Raw genomic sequence first — 20,256 nt, 5'->3', positions numbered from 1 at the left:
CACGTCAACGCCACGGGCATCGTATAATCTCGCTATTCTTTTCGATTTGCTTTATCGATCACGCATTTTTAGCAGGTACCACTTTGTCTGCCACAACCACTACCCAGAACCTCATCTCCGACACGATCGCTACCGACATGGCCGCGGTCAACCAGGTCATCAGAACCAAGCTGCATTCCGAAGTCCCTCTGGTTAACCAGATTGCAGAATATATTATCAGCGCAGGCGGCAAGCGCATTCGTCCGGTTTTGGTCCTGCTGGTAGCGAATGCCTATCAATATAAGGGCACTCACCATCACGAGCTGGCAGCGATAGTGGAATTTATCCATACAGCAACGCTTTTGCATGATGATGTTGTCGATGAGTCATCAATGCGGCGTGGGCGCAAGACCGCCAACGCGCTGTTCGGCAATGCGGCATCTGTACTGGTAGGCGATTTCCTGTACTCACGCGCCTTCCAGATGATGGTTTCCATCAATAATATGCAGGTCATGCAGATACTGGCAGATGCCACCAATGTGATCGCCGAGGGCGAAGTACTGCAGTTGCTGAATATGCATAATCCTGACGTAACGGAAGAACGCTATCTGCAAGTCATCCGCTCCAAAACAGCAAAACTGTTTGAAGCCGCAGCACAAGTAGGCGCCCTGATTGCCGGCGCCAATCCTGCACAGATAGAAGCGGCAGCAGAATACGGCCGTTCGCTGGGCACAGCATTCCAATTGATAGACGACGTACTCGACTATTCCGGCAATGCTGCGGACATAGGCAAGAATGTCGGCGACGACCTGCGCGAAGGCAAACCCACACTGCCTCTCATCTATTTGATGAAAAACGGTACTCCGGAACAACGCGAACTGGTGCGCACCTGTATAGAACAGGGCGATGAAAGCCAGTTCAATGCGATCCTGACGGCAATTACGCAGTCCGGAGCGCTGGACTATACCAAGGAAGAAGCGCACAAGGCAGCATCCAGAGCCGCGGCTGCAGTCGCCTCCCTGCCGGATAGTCCGTATAAAGAAGCTCTATTGGCCTTGAGCAATTTCGCCGTGGACAGAAACCACTGACAAGCCATGCCAGAGCCGGATACGCATCTCCCTTTTTATTGCAAGCTAGCGCCCCTCCCGGCTACTCCGGTTTTCTTCAACTTATTAGCTCAGACTCATCGTGAATAGCGTTCCTTTGTGGGTGCAACTCGTCTGTCTGGCAGGCTTGATCCTGCTATCCGCTTTTTTCTCGATGACGGAAACGGCCTTGATGGCGGCCAACCGGCATCGCCTGCGCCATCTCGCCAAACGCAACAACAAACTGGCAATTACCACGCTATGGTTGCTGGAACGAGTCAACAAGCTGCTTTCCGTAGTCCTGATCGCCAATACCGTCATTAATGCGCTGGTGACCGCCTTGGTGACTTCAATTGCCATCTCGGCTTTCGGCAACAATGACAAGGTAGTCACCATCGCCACGGGCATCGTCGCCTTCCTGCTCATCGTTTTTGCCGAAATTGCCCCCAAGGTAATAGGAGCAACCTACCCTGAACGCATCTCTTTGCCGGCCAGCCTGATATTGAAGCCTCTGATGGCAATAGGCCAGCCGGTGATCTGGTTCGTCAACCTGTTTGTTAATCTGCTGCTGGGAATCCTGCGCATCAATACCGGTGCTGCGGCCCGCGAGCATCGCCTGTCGCCTGAGGAATTGCGCTCTATCGTGCTGGAAGGCGGCAACTTCATCCAGCAAAAACATAAAAGCATCTTGCTGAATCTGTTTGATCTGGAGAGCATCTCGGTCAATGATGTCATGACGCCGCGCACTCAAGTGGAAGCCTTGAATCTTGCCACGCCGGTAGAGGAAATAAAACAGCAACTGGTCACCTGCTATCACAACAAGCTGCCCGTGTATGAAGGGGAGATCAACAAAATCATCGGCATACTCCATGTGCGCAAAGCGGCAGCACTATTGAGCAAGGGAGACGACCTGAGAACGGAGCATTTCCGTGAATTGTTGAGCGATCCCTACTTCATCCCTGAAGGCACCGACGTATTTACCCAGCTGCAGTACTTTCAGGAAAATCGCGAAAAGCTGGGCATCATCGTGGATGAATACGGAGAAGTATTGGGCCTTGTTACGCTGGAAGACATCATCGAGGAGATGATAGGCGAATTCACTACTTCCGTACCCGGCAATGCCGGCGTCGACAGCTTTCACTGGAGCGAGCAAGGCGAGTGCATGCTGGAAGGCGCAACAACCTTGCGCGACATCAATAAGCGCCTGCAACTGGACTTCCCTCTGGATGGGCCCAAAACCCTGAATGGCCTGCTATTGGAAATTTTACAAGACATCCCTGAAGCGAATATTTGCATCAAGATGCCCGGGTGCATCATTGAGGTGGTGCAAGTCCAGCATCAGGCGATCAAGATGGTTAAGCTAATACAAACCGTCAAATCCAGCTAATTCGCAACATTTCCTGTTTAAGAATTCCAGAAAGTGCGCCGGGGCAAAGGACAATTACCCTAAACACAAGAACAGTCTTATACTAGGAAAGTAGGAAATAAGTGCCGGAAAACCTCCTTAAATATGTAACAAAAGTAACAGAAGGCCGAAAACCCTCACTACTGAGGCTATAGGAGTTTCCGGGCAACAACACCCTGTATCAAGTAAGTGCTTTTTGCATTATCCTAGAGCAACTCTTTGTCTAGTACAACCTTATACCAAAGACCCTATGGCTGCAGTTTCTCCTAATTTGACCTTACAATCCGGCAGTTCCGGGCTGGCCCGCGCGCTGGCGCAGGCCAATATCCTGGCTACGGCACAGATTGATAATGTCAGCAAAAAGGCACAGACGGACAAATTACCGTTTATTGATGTCTTGCTGCAAAGCGGCTTGATCAATGCCCGCGACCTGGCCGCTTTTTGTTCTGAAGCATTCGGTTACCCGCTGGTTGACCTGGCGGTCGTGGACGAGAGCCTGCTGCCGGAAAAAGTTGTCGATACCAAGCTGATGCAAAGCCAGCGTATCGTTGCGCTGGCCAAGCGCGGCAACAAAATATCGGTAGCGCTATCAGATCCCACCAATGCTGCAGCGATAGACCAAATCAAGTTCCAGACCGGCCTGGGTGTAGAACTGGTGATCGTACAGCATGATGTGCTGACCAAGACCCTGGAAAGACTGAGCAAGACCTCCGAGCAGAGCTTGAATGAGCTCGCCGGGGACGACATGGAAATAGACTTCAATGAAGAAGAAGCTGTTCCCTCTGCATCAGCCGACGCAGCCGCATTGGAAATCGACGATGCGCCTATCGTAAAATTTTTGCAGAAAATGTTGCTGGATGCTATCAACATGGGGGCATCGGATTTGCACTTCGAGCCCTTCGAAAAGTTTTACCGCATCCGTTTCAGGGTCGACGGCGAACTGAAAGAAATTGCCCAGCCGCCCCTGGCGATCAAAGAAAAACTGGCATCGCGCATCAAGGTTATTTCCAAGCTGGACATCTCCGAAAAGCGCGTTCCGCAAGACGGCCGGATGAAGCTTATCCTCTCCGCATCACGCTCGATTGACTTCCGTGTCAGTACTTTGCCCACCTTGTTCGGCGAAAAGATCGTAATGCGTATTCTGGACGGCTCACAGGCGCAGATGGGTATCGATGCGCTGGGCTATGATCCGGATCAAAAAGAAATCTTGATGAATGCGATCACCCGCCCTTACGGCATGGTGCTTGTGACCGGACCGACAGGCTCGGGAAAAACCGTATCGCTCTACACCTGCCTGAACGTCATCAATAAACCAGGCATCAATATTTCAACTGCAGAAGATCCGGCAGAGATCAACTTGCCTGGCGTCAACCAGGTCAATGTGAATGACAGGGCCGGCCTGACTTTTGCTGCAGCACTGAAATCCTTCCTGCGTCAGGATCCGGATGTGATCATGGTGGGTGAGATCCGTGACCTGGAAACAGCCGATATCGCGATCAAGGCAGCGCAAACGGGCCACATGGTGTTCTCTACCCTGCATACCAATGATGCTCCCTCTACGCTGACACGTCTGATGAACATGGGCGTCGCGCCTTTTAATATCGCTTCATCGGTAATTCTTATTACTGCGCAAAGGCTGACCCGTCGCTTGTGCACCTGTAAAAAACCGGTAGAAATCCTGGACGAAGTCCTGCTGGCAGCAGGCTTCAAGGAAGAAGAGCTGGATGGCACCTGGAAGCCTTATCAACCGGTAGGTTGCGAACGCTGTAGCGGCGGCGGTTATAAGGGACGGGTTGGTATTTACCAGATCATGCCGATTACCGAATCGATAGAAAGAATCATCCTGGCCCACGGCAGCGCACTGGAAATCGAAAAGCAGGCCCAGAGTGAAGGTGTACGAACCTTGCGGGAATCGGGTCTGCAAAAAGTGAAGCAGGGATTGACCAGCCTTGAAGAAGTACTTGGATGTACCAACGAATAATAAAACTGGAGCAAGTGCATGGCCACGCAAGCAAATAAGCCGGCGAAAACAAGTCAGATCAAAGAATACCTGTATGCCTGGGAAGGCAAGGACAAGTATGGTAAAACCGTGCGCGGTGAAATTCGCGCAGGCGGCGAGGCTATCGTCAATGCCACGCTACGGCGCCAGGGGGTGCTGGTTACCAAGCTGAAAAAGAAATCCTACAGCTCCGGTAAAAAAATTACCGAAAAAGATATCACCCTGTTCACACGGCAACTGGCAACGATGATGAAGGCCGGCGTGCCGCTTCTGCAATCTTTTGATATTGTCGCCAAAGGCAATGCCAACCCTTCCGTATCCAAGCTTTTGCAAGATATACGCGGCGACGTGGAAACAGGTACCAGCCTGAACCAGGCCTTCCGTAAATTTCCGCTGTATTTCGACCCCTTGTTCTGCAATCTGGTCGGAGCAGGCGAGCAGGCCGGTATTCTGGAAGACTTGTTGACGCGACTGGCCATCTACAAGGAAAAGACCCTTGCGATCAAGAAGAAGATCAAATCGGCTCTGACTTATCCGATCGCGATTCTGAGTGTGGCGTTCATTGTAACGGCCATTATCATGATCTGGGTTGTTCCCGCGTTCAAGGAAGTTTTTAAAAGCTTCGGCGCCGACTTGCCGGCACCTACACTTGCCGTGATGGCGATTTCAGACTTTGTCGTCAAATACTGGTATCTGATTTTCGGCGGTCTTGGCGCCGGCCTGTATTTCTTCTTTCAATCCTGGAAGCGCTCGCTAAAGATGCAGCAAACGATGGATAGATTATTGTTGCAAGTGCCAATTTTTGGCGATGTGATACGCAAAGCGACCATCGCACGCTGGACCAGGACCCTGGCCACCATGTTCGCGGCCGGTGTACCGCTGGTTGAGTCCCTGGACTCTGTCGGCGGGGCATCCGGCAATGCGGTTTATCTGGATGCGACGGTCAAAATCCAAACCGAGGTCAGCACCGGTACCAGTCTTACCGTTTCCATGCAAAACGCCAATGTCTTTCCTAGCATGGTCACGCAAATGGTCGCCATTGGTGAAGAGTCCGGCTCGCTGGATGCGATGCTGGGCAAGGTCGCCGACTTCTATGAAGAAGAAGTCGATGAGGCGGTAGCCAACCTGTCCAGCCTGATGGAACCTTTGATCATGGTGATTCTGGGCGTGATCATCGGCGGCCTGGTGGTCGCGATGTATCTGCCTATCTTCAAACTGGGATCGGTTGTCTGATGATGGAGTTGGTTTTGTTTGCCGCGCCTGGCACCATACTGAGCGCGGCAATAGCAGGTATCCTGGGCTTGCTGATAGGTAGCTTCCTGAATGTGGTCATCCATCGCATTCCCAAGATGATGCAGCGCGAGTCGGATAATTATGTGGCGATGGAAAACGGCAAGGAACTGCCGCATACGGATCGCTATAACTTGATCGTCCCTCGCTCTGCCTGTCCGCATTGCGGACATCAGATCACAGCTTTAGAGAACGTGCCTGTATTCAGCTACCTGGTCATAGGCGGCAAATGCACGCAGTGCAAGGCGCCGATTTCCAAACGCTACCCACTGGTGGAAGCCTTCACCGGCGGCTTGTCAGCATTCCTGATCTGGCACTTCGGCAGCGGCTACGCCGGCATGGCCAGCCTGCTGTTTGCCTGGCTGCTGATCGCAATGACATTTATCGATGCCGATACCCAGTTGCTGCCGGACGACCTGACCTATCCATTACTTTGGTGCGGCCTGCTGATCAATCTGCATGGCGTGTTTGTGCCTTTGCAGGATGCGGTCATTGGTGCTGCAGCAGGTTATCTGCTACTGTGGTCCATCTATTGGCTGTTCAAGCTCACGACCGGTAAAGAGGGTATGGGCTACGGGGATTTCAAACTGCTGGCGGCGCTGGGCGCCTGGATGGGCTGGGGCATGCTACCCATTATCATCCTGTTGTCTTCCATCGTCGGCGCCATTGTAGGCGTGTGCATGATAAGCTTTACCAAGCATGGCAAAGACCACCCTATTCCATTCGGCCCCTACCTGGCGGCGGCTGGCCTGATTGCACTGCTGTGGGGTAAGACTCTCACGCAAAACTATATCGGCTTATCCTTTTAAGCAAAACCGGCACTATGAATGAGGCAGCGGCATTTACTCTGGGTTTGACGGGCGGCATAGGCAGCGGCAAAACGACAGTCGCCAACTTATTCGCCGACCTGGGTGCCAGCCTGGTAGATACCGACCTGCTTGCCCACCAGCTGACCAGCCCCAGTGGCATTGCCATCCCTGACATCATCCGCCAGTTCGGCCAGGACTTTATCCAGCAAGACGGCGCAATGGACAGGGCCAAAATGCGCGAGCAGGTATTTGGGCACCCTGAAGAAAAAGCCAGGCTGGAAGCCATTCTTCATCCACTGATACGCAGTGAAACCGAAAAAGCTGCGCGCGCCGCGACCGGCTCTTATATTATTTTTGTAGTCCCCCTGCTGGTAGAATCCGGTTCGTGGAAAAGTCGGGTCAGCCGGGTACTCGTTGTCGACTGCCCTGAGCAAACACAGATACAAAGAGTCATGTCCCGCAATGGCCTGAGCGAGCAGCAAGTGCGCGCAATCATGGCCGCACAAGTCAGCAGGGAAACGCGCTTGCAGGCAGCGGACGATGTCATCGCGAATGAAGGCGATATCAGCCAAATTTCCGCACAAGTCCGTGATCTGCACGCCAAATATCTCAAATTAGCGGAATCAGCTAAAACAAATCTCATACAACGTTTGTAATTTTTGTCAGCTTGGTTCAGAATCACGTGAAACGTGGTTGGCACTTTTTACAGAGGTCGGGGTTTGCTGGCATATAAATTGGGAGATGCGTTCAAACCGGCTTGCGGTTTGAATAGGCTGATAAAAACAACGCTGAAGAAAGTTGTTCCTTGTCGTTTGCCTGAATCAGCGAACCATTCAGTCTCTGTAGACCCGGTGTCTGGCCCTGCAATGTTGTAGCCCACTGCGCCCCCAATTATATGCACACAAACCCTACATCCATTGTTTACGAATACCCGTTCAATGAACGAATTCGTACCTTGCTGCGACTGGAAGACCTGTACGAAAAGTTCAGCTTCTTCCTGCACCAGCCAGACCCCATGCAACATCATGTCGCCCTTTCCACCATCTTTGAAATGCTGGAAGTAGCGGGCCGAGCCGATCTGAAGTCGGATTTGCTGCAAGAACTTGAACGCCAGAAACATACGCTGATCAGCTTCCGCTCCAATCCCAATGTGCAGGCAGACATGCTGGACCGCATCCTGGAAGACGTAGACAAGGCCAGCAGCGCATTGATGGCATCCCAGGGCAAGACCGGCCAGAACGTCAGGGATAATGAATGGCTGATGAGCATACGCGGCCGCACCATCATTCCCGGCGGCGCCTGCGAATTTGATCTGCCCAGCTATCATGCCTGGCAAAAAAATTCACCCGAGAAACGTTTTGCTGATATTTCAGCCTGGTTTGCACCGATTGCACCCCTGTTTGATGCGATCAATATCGTGCTGCGCCTGCTACGCGAATCCGGCGTAACAACCAAGGTGATCGCGCAAGCCGGCAGCTATCAGCAGATGCTTCAGGGCAAGATTTATCAGCTGTTACGCGTGAATGTTTCGCAGGAAATGGGGGCTATCCCTGAAATTTCCGCCAATAAATACATGTTGTGGATACGCTTTATGTCCCAAGATGGGGATATGAAACCCAAGGCGTTCGAGAGCGATATTCCGTTCGATCTGACCTTGTGCAATTTTTAAGATCTTAGTAATCAGGAACTGGTAATAATGGCTACTGTAGTTGACTGCCCTACCTGCGGCAGCAAAGTCGTGTGGAATGAAACAAGCAAGTTTCGTCCTTTTTGCTCCGAGCGCTGCAAGCAAATCGACCTTGGCGCGTGGGCCGAAGAGAAGTACACGATCCCCGCCGTGAATCTGCCTGAAGACCCCGAAGCCAAGGATATCTAGCCGCCAGAGACTGGCTAACGCTTGCCTTCCGGGATGCCGTGTTTGCGCAATTTGGCGGCAATCATGGAATGAGACGTGTCCAGCCGGGCTGCCAGCTTGCGGCTGGACGGATATTGCGGATACAGTTTTTCCAGCAAGGCGCGCTCAAACGCATTCACTGAAATCTCCCAGCTTTCTGCAGCATCCAGATTGACTTCATCGGCGCTAATGCTGTCCTCAGCCCAATCCAGGTCAGCCGCGTCCAGCACCCGCTCATCCGACATCGTAATCGCGCGGAATACGACGTTCTGCAACTGGCGCACATTTCCCGGCCAGCGATTGGACACCAGGGCCGCACAGGCGGAAGAATTCAATCTGCAAATAGGTTTTTGCGCCTGGGTGCAAGCTCGTTCGATAAAATGCCTGGCCAGCAGCAGGATGTCATCAGGGCGCTCCCTGAGCGCAGGCATTTCCAGATGCAGCACATTCAGCCTGTAAAACAGGTCTTCCCGGAACTGCCCCTCCTGCACCATTTTCCGCAAATTACGGTGCGTCGCACTGATGATGCGCACATTCACCTTTACTTCCTTGTCGCCGCCTATGCGCCTGAACTTGCCGTCATTCAAAAAACGCAGCAGCTTGGCCTGCAAATACAGCGACATTTCGCCGATTTCATCCAGGAATACCGTACCGCCGTCGGCCATCTCTATCAGGCCGGGCTTGCCGCCGCGCTGGGCGCCGGTAAATGCCCCGGCCATGTAGCCGAACAACTCACTCTCGGCCAGGCTCTCCGGCAAGGCTGCGCAATTCAACTCCAGGAAGGGCGCATTACTGCGGGCGCTGACGCCGTGGCAGGCCTGGGCCAGCAATTCCTTGCCGGTGCCCGTTTCGCCGGTAATCAGCAAGGGAGCATCGACCACCGCCACCCGCGCAGCACGAATCTTCAACGCGCGTATCTGTTCCGATTCACCGATAATAAGATGGAAGCCACCCGCCTCCGAGTGCTGCAATGCATGCAAGCGTCCTCCTATGCGGCGCGGCGCATGCAAGGTCAGCACCGCCCCAACCGCCTGGCCCAGTTTGGCAAGGCCAGCTGTAAACGGTTCAGAAACCGGCGTCACATCCATCAAAAAGGGTTCGCCGCTCAATATCACTTCTCGCGAGGGTACCCTGAAAGCACTGGAAATCAGCTCATTAAGCACCGCAGAATCTTCCATTAACTCAGAAAGATTCTTTTGGCAAAGCTCAGCCTCGCTCATCCCGGTCGCTGCAGCAGCAGCGGCATTCGCAATCACGATCTTGCCGCCGGCATCAATCGCCAGTACCGGATCCTCCATCACTGCCATCATCGTATCCAGGTTCAGGCGGCGGCGTATACCCGGCAAGATATCCACCACCTCGATATTTCCTACCCCGCGCACGCGGGCGCAATCCTGCTGCAGCGATGGCAGCATGAATTCCAGCAGTTCGGGGCTATCGATGTATATATTCGGAGGATCGACCTCAACCGCGACCACGTTCAGGCCGCGGCTTGCCAGCACCGCCAGGATTTCATGCGCGATACCGACGCGGTCTTTGAAATGGATATTAATGCGCATGGATTCGAAGAGGAAAAATGAGCATTAGCAAGATTCGCTTACGCCAGCTTGCGGCTGTCGCATTGGCGAATCCTGGTTCATCAATAGGGCTCAGGGATATAGCCGCGCGGACGCGCGTTATGCGAGCGAAATCCGGTCATCGATGTCAGACCACGCAAGCGCCCGAGGTCAAACTGTTCCAGTTGCTGCAGTACTGCACGGTTAACCGTCATCTTCACCTGCATCATCAACAAGTCCACGCTTTGCTGACTGGAGCTGCGAGACTTGCCCTTGCCGGCCTCTTCAGACTCCCCTGCGGCCTCGGCCTTGGCGCTGGCTTTTTCGGCGGCCTTCGCATTTGCCTTTTCTTCCGCCAATGAGAAGCAGCGGTAGATGTCTGCCAGGGTAATCACGCCATTGCAGTTGCGGCAATGCCAGCAGTCTTTTTCCTTGGCGTCGCGTGACACCAGGCCTTCCTTGCTCAGCGTGGTCAGGATAGAGCGCACGAGGCGCGGGGTCTTGCCGGTTGCCTGCGCCAGCGCTGCGGCATTCACGGTACGGGGCATGACCATGACGATTTGCGCAAGCAATTCGATCGCGATGTAGAAGCGCATGTTCAGGCTGGGGTCGGCAAAAATTTCTGTCGACGAGATCAGTTGCTCGCGTTCCAGTTGGTTCATGATTGCAGCTCCTTCGTTACGATGATAGGACGATTGATGCTGCCGTAACGATCCATGAACAAGCCCTGCGTCGCGATTTCAGCACGCTTGCCGCTGACGATATCGGCAATCAGGCGGCCAGAACCTGCCGCCATGGTCCAGCCCAGCGTACCGTGACCGGTATTGAGGAAAAGATTGCGGAAAGGCGTAGGCCCCACTACCGGCGTGCCGTCCGGCGTCATGGGACGCAGGCCGCTCCAGAACTCTGCCTTGGAGACATCGCCGCCGCCAGGGAACAAATCACTTACCGAATGCTCCAGCGTGTCGCGGCGGTCTTTGCGCAAATCCAGGTTATAGCCGGTGATTTCCGCTGTGCCGCCGACCCGGATGCGGTCGCCAAGGCGGGTAATCGCCACTTTATAGGTTTCATCCATGACGGTGGATTCAGGCGCTCTCTGCGCATCGGTAATCGGCACCGTGATCGAATAGCCCTTGATCGGATAGACCGGAATCTTGATGCCCAGTTCGCGCAGCAATATCGGCGAATAGCTTCCGAGTGCCAAGACATAGCGATCTGCAGTCATTGTGCCGGCTGAGGTCTGCACTCCGGTAATCTGGTCGCCCTCTTTCAGGATGCGCTGTATGCTGACGCCATACTGGAATTTGACACCCAGCTCCTCTGCCAGTTTGGCCAGGTTTTGCGTGAACTTGAAGCAGTCGCCGGTTTCATCGCCGGGCAGGCGCAACGCGCCGACAAATTTTTCCTGCACATTGGCCAGTGCAGGTTCTATTGCAAGGCAAGCTGCCTTGTCCAGCACTTCGTAAGGAACATCGTAGCGCTGCAAAATCGCCGTATCGGTCGCCGATCCTTCCAGCTGCTGCTGATTGCGGAATAACTGCATCGTGCCTTGCGTACGTTCATCGTAATGGATGCCGGTATCGGCGCGCAGTTCCTGCAGACAGTCGCGGCTGTATTCCGCCAGGCGCAGCATGCGGCCTTTGTTGATTTCATAGCGTTTGGTTGTGCAGTTCATCAGCATCTGCGTCACCCAGCGCCACATATGCGGATCCAGGCTGGGCCTGATGGCCAGCGGGCTGTGTTTCATCATCAGCCATTTGATGGCCTTCAGAGGCACGCCTGGGCCGGCCCATGGTGCCGAATAGCCGGGCGATACTTCGCCGGCATTGCCATAACTGGTTTCCAAACCCGCTGCAGGCTGGCGCTCGACCACCGTTACCTCATGCCCGGCTTTCGCCAGATAATAAGCCGACGCCGTACCAATTACACCTGCACCTAAAATCAATACCTTCATTTGTACTCCTCCAACAGCTTTTTTAAATTAGTTTGTATCGCTTACAGCCTGCTCTTATTAGGCAGGTTGGGCAGGCGTATCAATGTAGTGGCGCTGATAACGCAAACCCAGGCTGGTGAGAATCTCGTAGCCTATGGTGCCGGCGCGCTCCGCAACCTGGTCGGCAGTATTTTTTGCCGAGATCAGATCAACCAGGGCCCCCGGATACAGCAACTCCAGTGCGACATCGCTGACATCGAGCGTGACCGTATCCATGGATACATTACCCACCATGGGCACCGGCGTATCGCCGATAAATACCGTGCCGCGGTTGCTTAAGCTGCGCAGCCAGCCATCCGCGTAGCCTACTGCAACGGTGGCGATTCGCCGTACCTGCGTGCTGCGGTATGTTAGGCTATAGCCCACTCCGGTGCCGGCAGCGATTTCACGGGTCTGGATGATTTTTCCCTGCAGATGCGCTACCGGCTGCAACGGATTGTCTTCACCTGCGACCGGCGTCAGGCCATACAAAGCGGCACCAGGACGCACCAGATCAAAGTGGAAATCGGGGCCGAGAAAGATGCCGGAGGAATTGGCCAGCGTAGCCCGGCTCTGCGGCAATTGCCGGCGCAGAGCCTGGAAGCTTTGCAGTTGCTGCTGGTTCACCGGGCTTTGCTGGTTCTCAGCGCAGGCCAGATGGCTCATCAGATACTGCACCTGTATACCGTCGATAAAGCCGGGGTCAGCCAGCCAGGCTTGCACTTCCGTTGGCGACATGCCCATGCGCGACATGCCCGTGTCCAGCTGGATGATGGCGGGCAGCTCTTGCTGCTTTTCTTGCGCCAGATCGCGCCAGGCCAGAATTTGCTGGCAACTGTTCAATACCGGAATACAGCCATGCTCAAGAAACTCTGCCTCATAGCCCACAGGAGAACCATGCATGACATAAATGCTGGCGGCCTCAGGCAAGTGGGGCCGCAAGGCTATCGCTTCTTCCAGATGTGCAACGAAAAAGTGACGGCAACCTTCTTCAAACAGGGCTTCTGAAATACGCGCTGCACCCAGGCCATACGAGTCGGCTTTGACCGCAGCGCCGCACTGCGCAGACACCAGCTTGCTGCGCAAAAAACGGTAATTACTGCGCACCGCACCCAAATCAATCGTCAGTATTGCTCCCGCTCGTCCTGCTGGCTGCTGCATCTATACTTCTCCGTTTTGAATCTCACCGCTGCTCAAAGGCAAACCATTCATATACCGGCTGACCGGCTGACCAGCTGAATTTTCGATAGTTTGGTTTTTGTTATAGCAAAGCCCATGCCACAAAATTTTATTGAACAAATTCAATCGCTTAAGAAATTTTCATCGGAAATCAGCATTTTAAACTGTATGCATTTCAATACAGTCATTTTAAGCGCTTTCTCTGAACTAGAGTGCGGCTTCTATGCTGTAGCTAATATGGGACACTGTATCATTTTCAATACATCGTATTTGAAACGATACAGTACTGGACGGCAATAGATGAAAACGTTCTTGCAGCAGTCGGAAGAAGGTCGATAAATTGCCTGAGTGTTAGCAATCCTGGGCACGAAACGCATCCAGCCATTCCAGCAAGGGTATCGTGGCAGGCAACAAGGGATCCAGTTCCACACTTCCCTGCCATGCAAATGCCTGGCCTTCAAGACTCTGCGGCTCACCCTGCCATTCGCGGCTGATATAGAAGTGCAGGTGCACGTGGGCATGCGGATAAACGTGCTCTATACAGCACCAGGGTTCGGCAGACAGCACCTTGATGCCAAGCTCTTCCATCATTTCGCGCTTCAGCGCATCCAGGATCGCCTCACCCTGCTCAACTTTGCCCCCAGGGAACTCCCAATAGCCCTCGTAAGGTTTGCCGGCAGGGCGTTGACCCAGCAGCACATCCCCATTCGGTTTGAGCAATATGCCTACGGCGACATCAACAGGAGTTTGAGACATGAATAAACAATCAGCGGAAGAAAAGTAGAGAGGGCAAATGTGCCACCGAAGATCTGCTGCAATGGCAGCGGCGCATTCAGAATTAAGGGCTCAGGCTTCGGCCAGTTTGCCTGCATGGTCCTTCGCAAATTGCCAGGCAACCCGGCCAGAGCGTGAACCGCGTTGCAGCGCCCAGCGTAATGCATCGGCACGCGCTGCTTCTATTTGTTCGGCATTGCATCCCATGGTTTGCAGCCAATGCGCCACAATATCCAGATAATCGTCCTGCTTGAATGGATAAAAAGATACCCACAAGCCAAAGCGCTCAGACAGTGAAATTTTTTCTTCCACCGTCTCGCCTGGGTGCAGGTCGCCATCTTCACCGTGCTTGTAGCTGGCGTTATCGGACATCTTCTCCGGCAGCAAATGGCGCCGGTTGGAGGTGGCATAGATCAGCACATTATCGGATTGCGTTGCGATACTGCCGTCCAGCGCGACTTTCAAGGCCTTGTAGCCGGCCTCGCCCTCCTCAAAGGACAGGTCATCGCAGAAAATGACAAAACGCTCGGGACGTTCGGCGACCAGATCGACAATATCCGGCAAATCCGCCAGGTCGCCCTTGTCCACTTCTATCAGGCGCAGCCCCTGGTCGGCAAAGCGATTCAGGCAAGCCTTGATCAGTGAAGACTTGCCGGTACCGCGGGCACCGGTCAGCAATACATTATTGGCCGGTTTGCGATGCACGAATTGCAATGTGTTCTGCTCTATTTGCCGCTTCTGCGTAGAGATATTATGCAAATCATCCAGGGAAATGGCAGACGCATGCCTGACCGCCTGCAAATAGCCTTGGCCGCCGCGTTTGCGCCAGCGAAAAGCCGTGGCAGCCTGCCAGTCTGGCGCGCGGTGAGCCGCAGGAAGGATAGCTTCCAGGCGTGTCAACAACAACTCCGCCCGGGATAAAAACTGGTCTAATTGCATGATAGTGTCAGACAGGTGTCGGGCAAATTGCTGCGGCAGGCTAAAGCTGCCGCAGTGGCATATCAGGAACGGTAATCGGCATTGATGGAAACGTAGTCGTGCGACAGATCGCAAGTCCACACCGTCGCTTCCGCATTGCCGCGCGCAAGCTTCACGCGTATCGTGATTTCGCTTTGCTTCATCACGCGCTGGCCCTCTTCCTCGCGATAGTCCGGGTTGCGGCCGCCGTTCTTGGCCACCCAAACGTCATCCAGATACAAATTCAAGCGGCTGACATCCAGGTCATTCACGCCGGCATAGCCGATGGCCGCCAAAATACGTCCCAGGTTAGGATCGGAAGCAAAGAAAGCCGTCTTGACCAGCGGTGAATGGGCGATGGAATAAGCGATCTTGCGGCACTCCTCCACATCCAGCCCCTCTTCCACGGTGATGGTCATGAACTTGGTCGCACCTTCACCGTCGCGAATGATCATGTGCGCCAATTTCTGCGACAAAGCAATGACCGCGCTCGCCAGTGCCTTGTACTCAGGGCTGTCGATGTCATTGATTTCCAGCTCTGAAGCGCCAGTTGCAATCAGCATGAAGGAGTCATTGGTGGAGGTATCGCCGTCGATGGTGATGCAATTGAACGATTTGTCGGCCGCCTGCTTGACCAGATGATCCAGTACCGGTTGCGCGACCTTCGCATCCATCGCGAGATAACCCAGCATGGTTGCCATATTCGGCTTGATCATGCCGGCGCCTTTGCTGATCCCCGTCATGGTCACGGTCTTGCCGTTGATCACAACCGTGGACGAAGCTGCTTTGGGCTGCGTATCGGTAGTCATGATGGACTCTGCCGCCATGTACCAGTTATCTTCTTTCAGATTGGCAATTGCTTTTGGCAAACCGGCAGTCAGCCTGTCTACCGGCAAGGGTTCCAGAATCACTCCTGTAGAAAATGGCAATATCTGGGATGATTCACAACCCAGCAGTTCTGCCAGTGCCACGCAGGTAGCGTTGGCGGCCGCCAGGCCGGCGTCGCCGGTACCGGCATTTGCATTGCCGGTATTGACGACCAGCGCGCGTATGGGCGAACTGGAGATACGCAGCGCTTCCAGATGCGCCTTGCACACCTGCACCGGAGCAGCGCAAAAACGATTGGTCGTAAATACGCCTGACACGGTTGCGGTCGGCGCCAGGGCCATCACCAGTACATCCTTGCGGTTAGGCTTCTTGATGCCGGCTTCGGCATAGCCGAGCTGTATGCCGGCCACAGGTTTCAGGTCAGAAGCGATGGGGAGAGGGGAATTGACGGCCATGATAGTCCTAGCAATGAAATCAAGCCGTTATTGTAGGACATTTTGGAGCATTCCGAGCCACGAAGAACCATGCCGGGCAGAACTCGCCCGGCATGGTATGAACAAGGCGTAGGCAAAGCTAGCGCGGCAATCAGCCGGCCACACCCGCCGGACTCATCATTTATCCAGCGTACGCACCGCTTTTGCCAGTGCATCCCAGGCGCGCAGCGTCAAGGCCTGCGTCAGCCCGGCTCCCGCTACCGGGTGGGAAGACAGCTTTACCACGACCATTTCCGCCGCAGGATTGATATGTATCATCTGTCCATGTACGCCGGAGGCTTCAAACGCGCCATCGGTATTGTGCAGTATCCACCACTGATTATGATAGGAATAGCCGGGGCGGAAGCTCATGCCCGAGGCTTTGAATTTTTCTCTGTCGCCCCCCTTGCGCAGTTCGTCGATCACAGACCGGTCAAAAACGCGCTGGCCATTGAACTCGCCGCCACGGCGCAGCATTTCACCAAACCGCGCAAGGTCGCGCAAACTGGCATTCAGGCCGGCCCCCTGCAAGGGAGTGCCGACCGCATCCACCATCACATAGGCATCTTCCTGCATGCCCAGCCTGCTCCAGACACGTTCAGACAGCAGGTCGGCAAAGTGCTTGCCTGTCACCCGCGACACTATCCAGCCCAGCACTTCGGAATGGACGGTGCGATAAACGAATCCTGCCCCGTGCTCGCCTTCTTTTTTCAGGGTTTTCACGAATTCATAGATTGTTTTAGGGCCTGCATAGCCAGTGGGCACAGGCAGCAGATTGCTGGCATACAGATAGGGAAAGATCTCAGACGTAGGATCGGTATACACTTCGCGGAAGCGAACAGCCCCCGTCATGTCGAGCACCTGCTGAACAGTCATGTCACCCCAGGCGCTTTCAGCCAGTTCCGGCACATATTTGCTCACTACACTATTGGCGTCGATCTTGCCTTCATGGATCAGTTGTGCCGCCAGCAAGCCGGTAAACGACTTGGTCACCGAAAATAGCAGATGCGGAGTTTCCGCCTTCATTTGATTGCTGTAACGCTCGTAGACCACCCGGCCTTTGTGCAATACGATGAGACCATCGGTGTAGGTATTCTTTTGCCACTCGGCGACCGTAATCTTCTGCCCCTTGTCGTCCTCAAACACAAGCCCATCGAAATCCCTCGGAGCTGCCGGCAGCTCGGATACCGGCGAATTACCGCGACGGATATTCCGGGTAGGCACTACTTCCCGCGTATGCTGCAGCACCCAGCGCATTTGCGGGTATTTGCCACGGTTTTCGTTATTCACAATCTGGTCACCAACCGGCGGAAAGCTATTCATCAGCCCCAGTTTTTCCAGGCTCACGCTATCGGGTGGCGGCAAAATCGGGCTCTGTGCCGCTGCCCGTGCGCATAAGGTGAACAATGCCATTGCCGCCAATATTCCTTTCTTGCTCATAAGTCTCCTGTTTCTGTTGGTTTTATCTTTTTGAATAGCGGCATGGCCGCTTCGTGAGATCATAGACGTCATGCTTTTTCATATCCTGATCAAATCCTGATGGCAGCCATGTCCAGCCCTCACAAATCCGCCGCCCTGATTGCCGGGGACGACGGTTACGTTTACCTGGGACAGGAGATACTGGCGCTGCCGCCGAAAGAGCAGGCCGTGCTGCATCTGCTGCTGAGCAGTTCACCGTCGGTGGTCAGCAAGGATAGCTTTGCAGAAAGGGTATGGCCCGAGCATGGCATGTCGGATGAAAGTCTGACCCGCTGCATACACCGCTTGCGCCAGATTTTGCGGGACATTGGAGAGCCGGCGAAAGATATTCGCATTGAATCCAGCTATGGCCGCGGTTATCGTCTGGAGCTACCACAGAGTCCATCAAAGGCATCCGCTGCAAGCGGGCACCAGCGCCTGTTGTCGGCAGCCCAGGGCTCGCCGCAATTGACGGAGGCCCTGATGTTTGCCCGCAATCTCTACCTGCAGCGCACGCCGGCCTCGCTGGCGCAGGCGGGGAAGATTCTGCGCGAGACGATAGAGCAGGCGCCCGGCTACGCTCCGGCCAGGGTAGCTCTGGCAGAATGCCTGGCTGGAGGCAATAGCTGGGGTGTCGCTACCGAAATTAATTTGATACAAGAGGGATTGCAACATCTGGACACAGCGGAGCAATTCGCGCCCGAGGTGGCGGGCTTGCACTCGGCACGAGCCTATCTACTGGATAGAACCTGGCGTTTCCGCGAATCCCGCACTGCCTTCGAGCGGGCATTGCGCGACAATCCGCATGATGCAGACACCAATTTCCATTATGGCTGGCATCTGCTGGCAACCGGTCAGGCAGGCGCGGCATCCCTGGCACTGCAGCAGGCCGTCCGCCTACATCCCTACTCGGTACTGCTACGCGTCACCCTGGCCAGGGCATATGCGCATGTGGGCGATATGGATGGGGCCTTGCGGGAGGCACAGGCTGCTTGCGAACTGTCACCGGGAAACGATATGGCCGAGCTCTACCTGCTCGCCTTCCGCGCATTCCTGCAACCGCAAGAGGCGCTAGTGGAGCTGGTGGAGCATGCCTGGAAACTAGCGCTGTCGCCCTCCGCAATGACATTGGCGCCATCCATCCTGTCTTATGTGCTGGCCAAGGCAGGGAAAGAAGATGAGGCGCTGGAAATCATCGCAATCTGCACCAACTGCGGCAAAGGCAATGCCTGCATCCATGCCATGCATGCCGCCAGCTTACTGGTATTGAACCGGCCCGATCATGCAATGGCGCTGGTACAAAGCGCTGCAGAGGCCCATTGCGGCTTGCTGCCGGTACTGCTGCATGACCCAGCCAACGCAGAACTACGCCAGCACCCGGACTATGCCACCCTGTACCAGCGGGTCTTCAACGACTTGTAAATCGGCTCAGGCAAGCTGCCGTGCGTATTGCTCCAGATGGTGATCGGTGCTGCCGAATTGCAGTTCTATCGCCATCAGGCGCTTGAAGTAATGGCTGACGTCCAGCTCATCGGTCACCCCCATGCCGCCATGCAGTTGCACAGCCTGCTGGCCGACAAAACGACAGGCCTGTCCTATCACGACCTTGGCCGCAGACAGCGCTGCGCTGCGCGCCGCAGCATCCGCTTCCTCGCTGCGGACTGCAGCCAGATAACTCATCGAGCGCGCCTGTTCTATATGCAGCACCATGTCAGCCATCCTGTGTTGCAGTGCCTGAAATTTTGCGATAGGCGTACCAAACTGCTTGCGGTCCTTGGTGTACTGTATCGTTGCCGCCAGCAGCTTATCCAACGCACCTACCGCCTCGGCGCAGATCGCGGCCAGGCCAAAGTCCAATACCCTGCCCACTGCAGCCTCCGCATCTTCTAGCGCATCCAGCATCAAGGCAGCCGGCACAAACACCTGCTCCAGCCAGAGTTCACAGGCTGGCACGCCGTCCACCGTTGCATAGGGCAACTGACGCAAACCGGGCATATTGCGAGGAATCGCAAATACTGCCAGCCTCCCTGGTTGCCCCGATTGTCCGCCGGCCGGCAAGCGGGCACTGACCAGCAGGATATCCGCGGATGAGCCATGCGGCAGCATGCTTTTATGTCCGGTCAGCACAAAGCCATCACCCAGCGGCCACGCCTGCGTCGTAACGGCTTTCCAGTCGTAGCGGGTGGAGGGTTCGTCGTGGGCCAGCACCGCTATTTGTTCACCGCTTGCCAGCGCCGGCAGCAGGCTTGCGCATTGCTGCGGATTGCCGAGCAGCGCCACTGCTTTGCTAGCCATTACAGCACTGGCCAGATAGGGCTCCAGCACCAGCCCCTCGCCCAGCGCCGACATGACCAGCATGGTCTCCAGCGGCCCGCCTCCCATGCCTCCGTGCTCCTCGGAGATATTAATTGCCAGCAAACCGAGATCGGCAAAACCTTGCCAGATATCGCGGCTGTATCCTTCAGGCTGCTGCCTGAAACCCCTGCGCGCATCAAAGCTGTATTCCTTGCCGATAAAGCGCCGCGTTGTATCCAGCAGCATTTGCTGCTCTTCGCTATAACTGAAATCCATGATTGCTTCCTTGTCGTTCCGGGCTGA

General features: G+C 54.8%; 18 protein-coding genes. 9 read left to right on the top strand and 9 right to left on the bottom strand.

The window, feature by feature from the left end:
- Positions 1-83: 83 nt before the first annotated feature.
- The 8 genes from ispB to yacG all read left to right on the top strand — a co-directional run bounded on the left by ispB (position 84) and on the right by yacG (position 8,443).
- Positions 84-1,067 carry an octaprenyl diphosphate synthase gene (gene ispB, locus IEW12_RS15835; RefSeq protein WP_268237243.1) on the top strand — a complete coding sequence of 328 codons (984 nt, stop codon included), beginning with the start codon at positions 84-86 and terminating at the stop codon, positions 1,065-1,067.
- 100 nt (positions 1,068-1,167) lie between these two features.
- Positions 1,168-2,451 carry an HlyC/CorC family transporter gene (locus IEW12_RS15830; RefSeq protein ID WP_188567061.1) on the top strand — a complete coding sequence of 428 codons (1,284 nt, stop codon included), beginning with the start codon at positions 1,168-1,170 and terminating at the stop codon, positions 2,449-2,451.
- A 268-nt stretch (positions 2,452-2,719) separates the two neighbouring features.
- Entirely contained in the window at positions 2,720-4,450 is a 1,731-nt protein-coding gene (gene pilB / locus IEW12_RS15825) for a type IV-A pilus assembly ATPase PilB (RefSeq protein WP_188567060.1), read from the top strand.
- 18 nt (positions 4,451-4,468) lie between these two features.
- Positions 4,469-5,701, top strand: a complete 1,233-nt coding sequence (locus IEW12_RS15820) for a type II secretion system F family protein (protein WP_188567059.1) — start codon at positions 4,469-4,471, stop codon at positions 5,699-5,701.
- The gene (locus tag IEW12_RS15815) at positions 5,701-6,567 is read left to right on the top strand and encodes a prepilin peptidase (RefSeq protein WP_308789137.1); all 867 of its coding nucleotides are present in this window, start codon (positions 5,701-5,703) and stop codon (positions 6,565-6,567) included. The genes IEW12_RS15820 and IEW12_RS15815 overlap by 1 nt, the downstream gene beginning before the upstream one ends.
- Positions 6,568-6,581: 14 nt before the next feature.
- Positions 6,582-7,223: a dephospho-CoA kinase gene (coaE, locus tag IEW12_RS15810; RefSeq protein WP_188567058.1), complete on the top strand. Its 642-nt coding sequence runs from the start codon at positions 6,582-6,584 to the stop codon at positions 7,221-7,223.
- 239 nt (positions 7,224-7,462) lie between these two features.
- Positions 7,463-8,236, top strand: a complete 774-nt coding sequence (gene zapD, locus IEW12_RS15805) for a cell division protein ZapD (protein WP_188567057.1) — start codon at positions 7,463-7,465, stop codon at positions 8,234-8,236.
- A 27-nt stretch (positions 8,237-8,263) separates the two neighbouring features.
- The gene (gene yacG / locus IEW12_RS15800; protein ID WP_188567056.1) at positions 8,264-8,443 is read left to right on the top strand and encodes a DNA gyrase inhibitor YacG; all 180 of its coding nucleotides are present in this window, start codon (positions 8,264-8,266) and stop codon (positions 8,441-8,443) included.
- A gap of 14 nt (positions 8,444-8,457) precedes the next feature.
- Here yacG and IEW12_RS15795 read toward each other — a convergent pair whose 3' ends face one another.
- The 8 genes from IEW12_RS15795 to IEW12_RS15760 form a co-directional block, all read right to left on the bottom strand.
- Positions 8,458-10,020, bottom strand: coding sequence for a sigma-54-dependent transcriptional regulator (locus IEW12_RS15795; protein ID WP_188567055.1), 1,563 nt, complete (start codon positions 10,018-10,020; stop codon positions 8,458-8,460).
- 80 nt (positions 10,021-10,100) lie between these two features.
- A complete protein-coding gene (locus tag IEW12_RS15790; protein ID WP_188567054.1) occupies positions 10,101-10,679 on the bottom strand; it encodes a helix-turn-helix domain-containing protein in 579 nt (192 codons plus the stop codon).
- Positions 10,676-11,971, bottom strand: coding sequence for a D-amino acid dehydrogenase (locus tag IEW12_RS15785; RefSeq protein ID WP_188567053.1), 1,296 nt, complete (start codon positions 11,969-11,971; stop codon positions 10,676-10,678). The genes IEW12_RS15790 and IEW12_RS15785 overlap by 4 nt, the downstream gene beginning before the upstream one ends.
- Before the next feature lie 57 nt (positions 11,972-12,028).
- Positions 12,029-13,150 carry an alanine racemase gene (gene alr, locus IEW12_RS15780; RefSeq protein WP_188567052.1) on the bottom strand — a complete coding sequence of 374 codons (1,122 nt, stop codon included), beginning with the start codon at positions 13,148-13,150 and terminating at the stop codon, positions 12,029-12,031.
- 369 nt (positions 13,151-13,519) lie between these two features.
- Complete coding sequence (locus IEW12_RS15775; RefSeq protein ID WP_188567051.1) at positions 13,520-13,924, bottom strand: NUDIX domain-containing protein; 405 nt, start codon at positions 13,922-13,924, stop codon at positions 13,520-13,522.
- Positions 13,925-14,014: 90 nt separating this feature from the next.
- On the bottom strand, positions 14,015-14,884 hold the full coding sequence (locus IEW12_RS15770) for an ATP-binding protein (RefSeq protein ID WP_188567531.1): 870 nt from the start codon (positions 14,882-14,884) through the stop codon (positions 14,015-14,017).
- 59 nt (positions 14,885-14,943) lie between these two features.
- Positions 14,944-16,182 (bottom strand): bifunctional glutamate N-acetyltransferase/amino-acid acetyltransferase ArgJ, encoded by a 1,239-nt coding sequence (gene argJ / locus IEW12_RS15765; protein ID WP_188567050.1) that lies wholly within the window; start codon positions 16,180-16,182, stop codon positions 14,944-14,946.
- Positions 16,183-16,338: 156 nt separating this feature from the next.
- Complete coding sequence (locus IEW12_RS15760) at positions 16,339-17,640, bottom strand: serine hydrolase domain-containing protein (RefSeq protein ID WP_188567049.1); 1,302 nt, start codon at positions 17,638-17,640, stop codon at positions 16,339-16,341.
- Between the two features lie 108 nt (positions 17,641-17,748).
- Between IEW12_RS15760 and IEW12_RS15755 the strand changes: the two genes are divergently transcribed.
- Positions 17,749-19,080, top strand: a complete 1,332-nt coding sequence (locus IEW12_RS15755) for a winged helix-turn-helix domain-containing protein (RefSeq protein WP_229751149.1) — start codon at positions 17,749-17,751, stop codon at positions 19,078-19,080.
- A 6-nt stretch (positions 19,081-19,086) separates the two neighbouring features.
- Here IEW12_RS15755 and IEW12_RS15750 read toward each other — a convergent pair whose 3' ends face one another.
- A complete protein-coding gene (locus IEW12_RS15750; RefSeq protein ID WP_188567047.1) occupies positions 19,087-20,229 on the bottom strand; it encodes an acyl-CoA dehydrogenase family protein in 1,143 nt (380 codons plus the stop codon).
- Positions 20,230-20,256: the final 27 nt, after the last annotated feature.

Origin of the sequence: Parundibacterium terreum (assembly GCF_014636315.1) — a bacterium.
Classification (GTDB): domain Bacteria; phylum Pseudomonadota; class Gammaproteobacteria; order Burkholderiales; family Burkholderiaceae_D; genus Undibacterium; species Undibacterium terreum.
The sequence above is the reverse complement of the archived record's forward strand: the minus strand, read 5'-3'. Positions and strand labels throughout refer to the sequence as shown.

Bases quoted from the DNA above. Each gene is read 5' to 3' on its own strand.
- pilB (WP_188567060.1), top strand. From the start codon at position 2,720: ATGGCTGCAGTTTCTCCTAATTTGACCTTACAATCCGGCAGTTCCGGG.
- IEW12_RS15820 (WP_188567059.1), top strand. From the start codon at position 4,469: ATGGCCACGCAAGCAAATAAGCCGGCGAAAACAAGTCAGATCAAAGAA.
- IEW12_RS15815 (WP_308789137.1), top strand. From the start codon at position 5,701: ATGATGGAGTTGGTTTTGTTTGCCGCGCCTGGCACCATACTGAGCGCG.
- coaE (WP_188567058.1), top strand. From the start codon at position 6,582: ATGAATGAGGCAGCGGCATTTACTCTGGGTTTGACGGGCGGCATAGGC.
- zapD (WP_188567057.1), top strand. From the start codon at position 7,463: ATGCACACAAACCCTACATCCATTGTTTACGAATACCCGTTCAATGAA.
- yacG (WP_188567056.1), top strand. From the start codon at position 8,264: ATGGCTACTGTAGTTGACTGCCCTACCTGCGGCAGCAAAGTCGTGTGG.
- IEW12_RS15795 (WP_188567055.1), bottom strand. From the start codon at position 10,020: ATGCGCATTAATATCCATTTCAAAGACCGCGTCGGTATCGCGCATGAA.
- IEW12_RS15790 (WP_188567054.1), bottom strand. From the start codon at position 10,679: ATGAACCAACTGGAACGCGAGCAACTGATCTCGTCGACAGAAATTTTT.
- IEW12_RS15785 (WP_188567053.1), bottom strand. From the start codon at position 11,971: ATGAAGGTATTGATTTTAGGTGCAGGTGTAATTGGTACGGCGTCGGCT.
- alr (WP_188567052.1), bottom strand. From the start codon at position 13,150: ATGCAGCAGCCAGCAGGACGAGCGGGAGCAATACTGACGATTGATTTG.
- IEW12_RS15775 (WP_188567051.1), bottom strand. From the start codon at position 13,924: ATGTCTCAAACTCCTGTTGATGTCGCCGTAGGCATATTGCTCAAACCG.
- argJ (WP_188567050.1), bottom strand. From the start codon at position 16,182: ATGGCCGTCAATTCCCCTCTCCCCATCGCTTCTGACCTGAAACCTGTG.
- IEW12_RS15760 (WP_188567049.1), bottom strand. From the start codon at position 17,640: ATGAGCAAGAAAGGAATATTGGCGGCAATGGCATTGTTCACCTTATGC.
- IEW12_RS15755 (WP_229751149.1), top strand. From the start codon at position 17,749: ATGTCCAGCCCTCACAAATCCGCCGCCCTGATTGCCGGGGACGACGGT.
- IEW12_RS15750 (WP_188567047.1), bottom strand. From the start codon at position 20,229: ATGGATTTCAGTTATAGCGAAGAGCAGCAAATGCTGCTGGATACAACG.